This is a genomic window from Lysinibacillus sphaericus OT4b.31, from assembly GCF_000392615.1.
GTDB lineage: Bacteria > Bacillota > Bacilli > Bacillales_A > Planococcaceae > Lysinibacillus > Lysinibacillus sphaericus_B.
The window spans coordinates 1-9257 of the sequence record NZ_KB933419.1; the positions used below are offsets into that span (position 1 = coordinate 1).

General features: G+C 38.0%; 8 protein-coding genes and 1 pseudogene. 2 read left to right on the plus strand and 7 right to left on the minus strand.

Annotated elements, in window-relative coordinates; translation table 11 throughout:
* Positions 1-74: 74 nt before the first annotated feature.
* Together H131_RS22225 and H131_RS22230 are read right to left on the minus strand one after the other, a co-directional pair.
* Positions 75-274, minus strand: a pseudogene (locus tag H131_RS22225) (DUF6366 family protein).
* 287 nt (positions 275-561) lie between these two features.
* Entirely contained in the window at positions 562-966 is a 405-nt protein-coding gene (locus H131_RS22230) for a VOC family protein (protein ID WP_010861392.1), read from the minus strand.
* A gap of 492 nt (positions 967-1458) precedes the next feature.
* Here H131_RS22230 and pdxR point away from each other — a divergent pair, with 492 nt between their 5' ends.
* Positions 1459-2913 (plus strand): MocR-like pyridoxine biosynthesis transcription factor PdxR, encoded by a 1455-nt coding sequence (pdxR, locus tag H131_RS22235; RefSeq protein WP_010861393.1) that lies wholly within the window; start codon positions 1459-1461, stop codon positions 2911-2913.
* A gap of 309 nt (positions 2914-3222) precedes the next feature.
* Here the strand turns inward: pdxR and H131_RS22240 are convergent, their stop codons facing one another.
* From H131_RS22240 to H131_RS22255, 4 genes are all read right to left on the minus strand, one after another.
* On the minus strand, positions 3223-4449 hold the full coding sequence (locus H131_RS22240) for a benzoate/H(+) symporter BenE family transporter (RefSeq protein ID WP_010861394.1): 1227 nt from the start codon (positions 4447-4449) through the stop codon (positions 3223-3225).
* Between the two features lie 21 nt (positions 4450-4470).
* The gene (locus H131_RS22245) at positions 4471-5214 is read right to left on the minus strand and encodes a YggS family pyridoxal phosphate-dependent enzyme (RefSeq protein ID WP_010861395.1); all 744 of its coding nucleotides are present in this window, start codon (positions 5212-5214) and stop codon (positions 4471-4473) included.
* 352 nt (positions 5215-5566) lie between these two features.
* Positions 5567-5875, minus strand: coding sequence for a MazG nucleotide pyrophosphohydrolase domain-containing protein (locus H131_RS22250; protein ID WP_010861396.1), 309 nt, complete (start codon positions 5873-5875; stop codon positions 5567-5569).
* Between the two features lie 323 nt (positions 5876-6198).
* The gene (locus H131_RS22255; protein ID WP_010861397.1) at positions 6199-6732 is read right to left on the minus strand and encodes a pyridoxamine 5'-phosphate oxidase family protein; all 534 of its coding nucleotides are present in this window, start codon (positions 6730-6732) and stop codon (positions 6199-6201) included.
* Between the two features lie 643 nt (positions 6733-7375).
* Here H131_RS22255 and H131_RS22260 point away from each other — a divergent pair.
* On the plus strand, positions 7376-7855 hold the full coding sequence (locus H131_RS22260; protein ID WP_010861398.1) for a GyrI-like domain-containing protein: 480 nt from the start codon (positions 7376-7378) through the stop codon (positions 7853-7855).
* Between the two features lie 980 nt (positions 7856-8835).
* Here the strand turns inward: H131_RS22260 and H131_RS24830 are convergent.
* Positions 8836-8985 (minus strand): hypothetical protein, encoded by a 150-nt coding sequence (locus H131_RS24830; protein ID WP_155242536.1) that lies wholly within the window; start codon positions 8983-8985, stop codon positions 8836-8838.
* Positions 8986-9257: the final 272 nt, after the last annotated feature.

Genomic DNA, 9257 nt, shown 5'->3' on the forward strand with positions numbered 1-9257 from the left:
GGATTTGGGGAGGTGCTCTATTTTCTTGTCATTTTAAGCTTAGAGCCGTAAGGTCTCAAAATTACGAAATTGACTCAACTAAAAAACAATTTGTATATAATATAACTAATTAATAATATTGAAATTAATGCTACTCCATCTTTCCAACCCATACCACTTAAATTTCCACCAATTCCTCTATTCATTCCATCGTTTAAAGACCCGGTGGGGTTATTTTTTAATTCACTTGCCTTAAGCGTTCTCTTTTTTCTTCTGGTGTTTCCTTTGGATTCATGTGACAAACACCTCCAAAAAAATTGATATTTACATCGATTGATGATATATGCATTATTGGGCTGAATTCGGTATTCCATATGCAAATGGCACCTTTTTTGCTTTTAATTCTCGTATTTTATTTATTCGCTTTAAACCATCGTACTATGCATTAGACATGATCGAACGCATCTCATTTTTAGTAAAAATAATAATCCATTATGGATATTGAACTTCTATTTTTTAGAACTCACTTTAAAAAACTTGTAGCTTTTTGTCCTATTCACTTTATTCGTTCTATTGTAAACCTTATTGCCAGACGGGTTGCCATGTCACTCCGAATTGATCCGTGACCCATGCCACTTTTCGGAATTGCATCACAACCTCCGGTCCCATCATTACAGAGCCTTCCTTGGAAAGCCCGCTAAAAACTGCATCAAATTCTGCTTCGCTTTGACAATGAATAAAAAACGACGTTGCCCAACTAAAGTCCGGTGCAGGGTGGGCAGATGACATATCCATAAACATAATTTGCTGACCCATCAAGGAAAGAGTAGCATTCAATACCTTGCCCTCATCGCCATGGGGCTGTCCCTTTTCATACCGCACAAGTGACGTGATTTTTGCACCGGGCACAACAGAGACATAGAAATTCATTGCATCCTCCGCATTGCCTGTGAAGGAGAGAAATGGGATTATTTTTTGATCATTCATTTAAAAAGCCTCCTTATTCTATAATGGATAACCATCCAATTAATACCAAATTTATCTAGTAAGGAATCAAGTAACTTTGCAAAAAAGAGGGTGCCTATTCTATATATATTTTACCACCCTGTCTCAAAAAGTCCCACGCTTTTTTGATAAGTGCCTTATCGGCAGTGATGGAAATATATCGTTACTCCACCTTACCTGAGCTGTTGCTTGAGCTACCCGAGTTGAAGCATAAATAACTTTTTTCAACGGTGATACTCTTTATTTTCTTGTGAATAAAGAGTATTACAAAAGTTAGTCTGACCTGCTTTGTAAAGAGCTATTGTTTTTTACTTGCATCCTCATGGCAGAAAGGCTTTCCACCTCATCCAGTCATGTTGCAAAGACTATTATTGGTATGATAGCATAGCCATTATGGAATGCACTAAAATATCCATTTTTATATAATATTACAATCCATATTTTAACCACTAAAATTATTTGGAAGTGAATGGAATGCTAAAAGTTAACCGGGACGATAAAAATCCCATATGGCAGCAATTGCTTGACCAAGCTATTCATAATATTACAACAGGAAAATGGCCACCTGGCGAGTTACTGCCCCCATCTCGAGAGCTCGCCTTATTAGTCGGTGTCTCCCGTTCAACAATACAGATTGTTTATGAGGAATTATTCAGTCGTGGCTACACCGTTACAAATTTGCGTGGTGGCACAAGGGTAAGTGAATGGGGATATAAAACCAACACTTCACAAGAGGTGTTTCCACAAGGACCATCCACGCCAGAATTGCCTTTATTGAACGCAGCTGTTGAACAGTTGAACAGTTGGTTTAGAGGCAAAGAAAAGCAACACGTAGAATTCGATTTTAGCCCCCATGAGCCTTATTTGGACGAGTATTTTCGCAAAATTTGGCGACAATCTTTTTTACAGGCATCAGCCGAAGTAGATCTGGTCGATTGGGGTTATGGCAACGCCTATGGTTTTATTCCACTGCGTGAACAGATTCAACGTTACTTGACATTCGAAAGAGGCATTCATGTAGATATCGATCAAATTATCTTAACTTCAGGTGCACAGCATAGCATAGATCTCATTGCCCAAGCACTTTTAAATGAAGGTGAAACGGTTTCTGTTGAGGATCCTGGATTTCCCGCTGCCTGGATGACCATGAAATATCGGCGCATGCATGTTGTGCCTGTGCCTGTTGATGAGTACGGATTACAAGTAAATCGCATTCATCCACAATCAAAACTTACTTTTGTTACGCCTTCACATCAATGCGCAGTTGGAGTCATTATGTCTGAACCTCGAAGGCAACAATTGCTACAAAAATCTGCGCAAGATCAATTTTGGATTGTAGAAGACGATTATGATGGCGAATTTAGATATCGCGGTGGTCCGCTTCCTACTTTGTTCAGCCAACAACCTCAAAACACATTGTATATGATGAGTTTTTCTAAAATGGTTGCTCCTGGCATACGAATTTCGGCAATTGTTGGTCCAAAAAATGCCATCCGCCAGCTTGCTCAAGTACAAGAATTAACCTATCGACATCTTCCAATTATGGAGCAATTAACACTGGCTCATTTTATTGAGCACGGTCATTTTATGCGCCATATGAGGAGAGCAAGAAATGTCTATCGACGCAGACACGAAACTATGACTAAGGCGATCATTGCAACTGGACTAGCCCAGCGTTTCAAACTAAGTGGCATTGAAACGGGCTTGCATATGCTTCTTGAAGCAGAAGAATCGTTTGATGAAGAAGCAATGACGAACTTAGCACTGGAAAAAGGAATCCGAGTTTATCCGCTTAGCAAGTATTGTTTGGACAGCAATCGAAAAGGATGGGTATTGGGTTTTGCTAAAATGGATGAGGCAGCAATTGAAGCAGGCATTTTTCGTCTTGCAGAAATACTTTTAAAGACCACCCAATCCCATCCGGTTTAATCGCTGGCAACTAAAATGTCCGTAAAGTTCTTCAAACAATAACAATCGTTTCCTATATGGTAAAAAATCCGCTTTGCTTTCTCGCAGGAGTCTAAGCGGGTTTTTACCTCTATATCAAAAAATTAGCATGCTATGAGTACTCCTAGCATACTATTTTTACTTTTGGGGAAGCTACAATTAGCGGTTTGTAAAGCTTTGAAATACCAGTCATAAAAAAGCAAAACGATGATCTTTTCTAAAGATATAACACCATCATTTTGCTAGTAAACAACTTATTGTCACCTTATCTGTATTCATTTTTCCTTCTTACTATCTCAGTTTAGTTTGTTGTACGCCTTTCATAGTATGGTGTTTTCTGAAAAATTGACCAGTCATCACTAAATGGGCCACTAAACCAGCTACGAGTCCCCAAAATGCCCCTCCGACTCCAAGTAATGTCACATTTGCGGCTGTTGCCAAAAAAGTAATGAGTGCTGTTTCGCGTCCGTTTGGATTTGTTAGCGCATTAGCAAGGCTGCTACCAATTGTACCGAGCAACGCTAATCCCGCTAATGTTGCAATGAAAGTAGCTGGGAGAATTAAAAACAATGCGGCCAACGTCACGCCAAAAATGCCAACAATAATATAAAAAATACCACAGGCAATACCCGCAATATAGCGTTTCGTTGAATCCTCATGGGCGTCTTTTCCGGTACAAATGGCCGCTGTAATCGCTGCAACGTTAAAAGCATGAGATCCAAAAGGTGCTGTCAGGAGCGAGCCCAATCCTGTCACAATCAAAATCGGATTCGCACTCGTTTTGAATCCGTCATTTCGCAACACTAACATTCCTGGCATGTATTGTCCCGTCAAAGTAATAATAAAAAGCGGCAATGCGACGCCCAATAAAGCATGAAGCGAAAACTCGGGCATAACAAACACTGGAGATGCGATGGCCAACTTAACATTGCTGAAATCGACTTTCCCAACACTTACCAAATAAAGCAATCCAATTACCAAGATCCCTACGATTGCATATCGAGATGTAAATCGTCTTAATAGGATATACGCAGTAAAAAGCACAATGACAAGTAAAGGGTCCGCTTTCGCACCACCAAAGGCTGAAATGCCAAACTGTAATAGAATACCTGCCAGCAGCCCAGAAGCAATGCCTGGCGGAATAAGCTGAACAAAACGTTCGAACATCCCTGATAAACCTAAAATGACAAATGCTATAGCAGAAATGATATAAGCGCCAATTGCTTCAGCATAGGGCGTAACTGCCAAAGCTGAAACAAGAAATGCCACACCTGGTGTTGACCAAGCTGTAATAATTGGTTCACGGTATCGGTAACTTAACCAAATACCAGTTACCCCAACACCGATGGAAATCGACCATATCCATGAAGCAGTCATTTCGGGACTCAGACCAGCAATCTTGGCAGCCTGAAACACCAGGATAAAAGTACCCCCGTAGTTGACTAGGACGGATATAAAAGCAGCTATAGTGGGCGATAGTAAATCACGACCACGCAGTGAAACTGATGTTGTGTTCATACGCTTTTCCTACCTCTCTGCTTAATCAACCTGAACCACATTTTCATTCCAGTAATACTCATCTGGCAAATAACGTTGGCCAAATACGCTTGTCCCTACTCTTACCATAGTAGCCCCTTCTTCAATGGCCACTTCGAAATCCCCCGACATCCCCATCGAGAGAATGTCCATTTCTACACGCGGAAAATTTTTCGCTTTTATTTGTGCTTGAATTTGTTTTAATAATCGGAAGCAATGTCTGGTCTCGTCATTTTTGGCATTTAGTTTTCCAATCGTCATTAGCCCTTTGATATGCAACGTGTCGAATTGAGACAATTGTTCAACTAATTCCAGAGCTGATTCTGGTGAGACGCCAAACTTACTCGATTCACGGGATGTATTGATTTGTACTAAAATATCCATCGTCTTGTTCTCTTTGACAAGTTGTTGATGTAGCGCCTGCCCTAATTTCAAACGATCCATAGAATGAATGAGTGTAACATGTTTTACAACGTACTTCACTTTGTTCGTTTGCAGGTGTCCGATAAAATGCCATTCTACCTGGTTATATTGCTGCATAAGTGGAAATTTGTCCCGAAGTTCTTGAGCTTTATTTTCACCAAATAAAGTTTCCCCCGCTTCGATCGCCATTGCTAATTTTTCAAGCGGTACCGTTTTTGTTGCCAACAACAATTTTACGTCCTCTTTCTTGCGTCCTGAAGCTTGGCAAGCTAATGCCATTTGCTTCCTGACAGTTATGAGATTTTCTTCAACTAAATAAACCATACTATGCCCCCTTTTTGTCCGTTGTCAGTTTTATGAATGAACGCTCTAAGCATAACGAATTACGGATTGAGAGAAAACATCCAAAAAGACAATTTCCAGCAGTCCATAATTACATATTTTCTTATCATTTACACACCAATTACCAGTACATCTTATCTCTCACACATTTGGTAGCTGTATCGCATGAGGGCTTCATTCTCGCTGTTAGGATAACTACTGATTGGTTTATAGTGCATTATCTTATCTTGATATGACCTTTTAGAAAGGTGGTTCCTTGTTTTAGAGTAAATAATAAAGAGCCACTGTCCCTGTGTGACCAAGGTTAGTGGCTCTTTGATAGGATAGGATTGGTTTATCTTTCATACCAAATTCTGTCCTTATTCATCTCCATCTTTTTGCGACTGGCATCTTCCAATTCAATTTCCAAACGATTGGCAAGATCTAATACATTGAATAGAACATCGTACATCTCCAAACCTATGTTTTCCTTTGCCAGTCGAACTTTTTCCTCTGTTGGATTAAAAGAAATACTTAAAATTTCTTTGGCCAATTCGCCAACCTCAGTCACTAAATATAATGTTCTAGTGTGAATTGTATTAACATGGAATCCTTTTTCTTCACTAAACTGTTTGACATATTTTTGCATGCTTGAAATATCCATACATTACTCCTCAACTTGCTTTCTATTAATAGCTTTGTCAACGCTTGATCAACTGCCACCACCAAAGGCACACCGGCACAAGTTAGTGAAATGGAGGGCATCAATGGACCGAATAACGTTGCAATCGAGCATTGATTTTTTGCTTTTCATGACGATTTCAACCGTATCTCTATGCTGATACACTCGAACGTCTACTTGTTCAGCAACACACCACCAAGTGCCACATAGTCGGTAAGCTCCATTGCTCCTTTTCGGCTGTAAAATAACACAGACATTCCTAACAATAAACATAAAAGTGTGATATCTGTTGCCGTATCACATTTTTAGGAAAGTTCAGGTTTGAACATTTGCCCTTCTTCGATTGGATTTTCCTTCGCGGTAAGATGTTGTGGTTCAATGCGATAAACTTGAACTGGACCACCGAAAACTGCTGATCGATATTTGTCTACGTGTTGCTGGGATAATGGACGATTATAATAACCAGGCACATATTTATACATCATTTCTTGCAGCATATGTGTAGCCTCATCCAAATCGTCGATGGGTTGAGCCTTGCCAAAAACCATGACACTCATATATGCGGTGTCCGTCTTCGCTGGTACTGGATTCGTAATCGTTCCATACTCTTCACACACGGTAAAACAGACTTCTCGATTCTCATTCATCACTTGATTTCGCCTCCCGCCAGAGGCTCCATGAAAATACAGCATCCCATTGGTCCATACAAAATTAAGCGGCACAACATATGGCAAATGACCATCAACCATGCCAAGATGTCCAATTCGAGCTTGCTGCAAAAATGTATCGATTTTGCTCTGGTCCAACACTTCTCTTACCTTGTAACGTACCTCAACCATTGTTATCACTCCTCTATGTAATATTGTGCAAGTGTATCAACCAATGGATTGAATATAAATGTCCAAAACTACAGAAATGAGGCAATCCATATCTTCCATGAAGTAACGCTTCTCTATGTTCATTAACATGACTAAGACAACAAAAGGACTCACCGATTGCGGTAAGTCCCTCTAATCATTCATCGAGAAATTTCAAATAGTACATTGCATCTACAACTTTAAATTACGTCACAAACGACTAACGTTTGGAGTAAACTTAAAACATTTAATTATGCTCGCTGTTCCTACACTGTCACAATTATAATACTCTTCATTATTCTGGATAACTTCATTATTTTACATAATAACTTCTTCTGCAAGAACAGGCGATATGCTTTTGCGAAATTAACACGAAAACTCTCCCGGTTTATCAAATGTTTTAATATGATTTTTATTAATGTTAATATTATGTTTGCTATATCTAATAGCCTTCGAGTTATCTAGTCCTATTATTACTAGTATAATTAATTTTTCACTACTTAGCTGTTAGACCTAATTCTAAAAAAATCTAATTTAGCACCATCAGATTATAGTTACTTCTCGTTATTTTTTTGGTAAATTATAGTGAGTATAATTATTCCATCACAGAAAGGTTTGTGAAAAGATGCTTTTACCAGATATTAAAATTGTTAGCAGGCAAGAAATGAAGTTAATCGGATTTTCTTCAAAAGCAAGTCTTAATGATGATATTCAATTTAACATTGTTAAAAATCTCCGAGAAAAAATTCTAAATCATTTTTCACAAATTAAGCAGAGGATTAGTGATAGTATATTTCTTATTCAGATTTATGAAGAAGTGGAATGGACTCCAGATACCCCCTATACGCATATTGTCGCAGTGGAAGTGGAAGATTTTTCTTTTATACCAAAGGGAATGTTGACGCATACCATTCCTAAGGGGGAATTTTTAATATTTAAGCATCAAGGTATTGAAGAAGATGTGGATAGCACCTACATTTCTATTAATGAATGGTTAGAAAACAATAATTATGATACTCTACGGCCATTTGATATGGAACAATGGCTAGATTTAAAATCACTTAGCAACAGCGGTAATATAATTAAAATATACATTCCTTTATAAGTTTTAAAACTAAACGACTAGTTCGGCTTTATTAGCTTCACTGATCATTAACTTTACTGTTCATCACGGAGTGGTCTTATTATGGGTTGTTCAACTCAAACACCCATTTCGTATTATAAGGTCAGTCAGAGAAATCTGGTTGATCATTTTTTATTCAATTTATAGATTGATAGTAGTCGGGGTAGAATGGAAGCACCCGTTGGACTTGATCCCGACAACTAAACTGCCCTCTACTGTTAACACATGAACAACTGAAATCTGCAATCCACCATGCGTCATGCAATCTACTTTGTCACTATGCCTTTTTCAGGCATATTTTTATGATTAGTATTATCTGTCTGTGAGGAATACCCATTACGGTAAAAATTATTAATATACTATTCTACTTTTTATTGCTTTTCTACATCATTCCAGAAGAAATCCATTCTTTTATCATGTTCCAAGAGTTATTTTATAATCTCCTATATGATTAACAGACACGTTTCTTCTGAATTCTCTTTCTCCATGAAAAACGTCCTTTTCAACTGAATATACACCTCTTACTTCAACATTCTCCTTACTCTTTTCTTCTGGAATTTTTTCTTATCAAATAACGTCTAGTTACTTCCAGAACTATAACTATACCTGCTATAAGTACCCATTGACTACCGTCACTTTTATTGTTTTTAAACAAATCATAAATTGCCCAAATCAATAAAACCACAAGTAAAACAGCAAGTGCAGATCTTGATGCTTCAGCATAATAATCATTTTTTTATCATCCTTTTTTTCTTCCATCCATGTTTACACCACACTTCCTAACATATTTTTACATAAATCAAAAAAACCTTTATACTACCATAATTTTCATGCGTAAATTGCGCATATAAAAAACTCTATTCTAAATGTAAAGTGAACATACGCATCTACTCTTATCTTGCATCTTTTATTTGATTGTTTAAATATTAAAGAGTTCTTCCAACTGTCTTTTTAAGGCTTGATTAACCAGGACCCTTAATTGCAATAATCGTTTCGAATCGAATGGCTTTTAAATAGCCGCTAGAATCAGTAATAATCCCGTTGCAATGATTGTGTCCTAAATCTACTATCACAAATTCTTGTAAAAACTTGCTCTGTTCCCCATTAATCATACAACTTCACGCTCTTTGTGAAGGATTGGAACAACTGCTAAAACATTAATTGATAGGAAATGTACACTTCGCATGTCTTGTAAAACAGAACCTTTGAAACGAATCACCTACAATCCTAATTGTTTTGATACGTCTTTTTGTGACAACACCTGTGCATGTTGTTGTTACGCTTGTATTCATTTAGCTCCCCCTGCTGCTATCCATTTTCCCATTACAACATTTCCTGTCCCCAATAAAAAAGCACCCCCGATTTGATCTGCCCCGTAAAAGTT

Excerpts from the sequence above, each read along its gene's own strand:
- H131_RS22250 (WP_010861396.1), bottom strand. The coding sequence starts at position 5,875 with ATGGATATTTCAAGCATGCAAAAATATGTCAAACAGTTTAGTGAAGAA.
- H131_RS22245 (WP_010861395.1), bottom strand. The coding sequence starts at position 5,214 with ATGGTTTATTTAGTTGAAGAAAATCTCATAACTGTCAGGAAGCAAATG.
- H131_RS22230 (WP_010861392.1), bottom strand. The coding sequence starts at position 966 with ATGAATGATCAAAAAATAATCCCATTTCTCTCCTTCACAGGCAATGCG.
- H131_RS22240 (WP_010861394.1), bottom strand. The coding sequence starts at position 4,449 with ATGAACACAACATCAGTTTCACTGCGTGGTCGTGATTTACTATCGCCC.
- H131_RS22255 (WP_010861397.1), bottom strand. The coding sequence starts at position 6,732 with ATGGTTGAGGTACGTTACAAGGTAAGAGAAGTGTTGGACCAGAGCAAA.
- pdxR (WP_010861393.1), top strand. The coding sequence starts at position 1,459 with ATGCTAAAAGTTAACCGGGACGATAAAAATCCCATATGGCAGCAATTG.
- H131_RS22260 (WP_010861398.1), top strand. The coding sequence starts at position 7,376 with ATGCTTTTACCAGATATTAAAATTGTTAGCAGGCAAGAAATGAAGTTA.
- H131_RS24830 (WP_155242536.1), bottom strand. The coding sequence starts at position 8,985 with ATGATTAATGGGGAACAGAGCAAGTTTTTACAAGAATTTGTGATAGTA.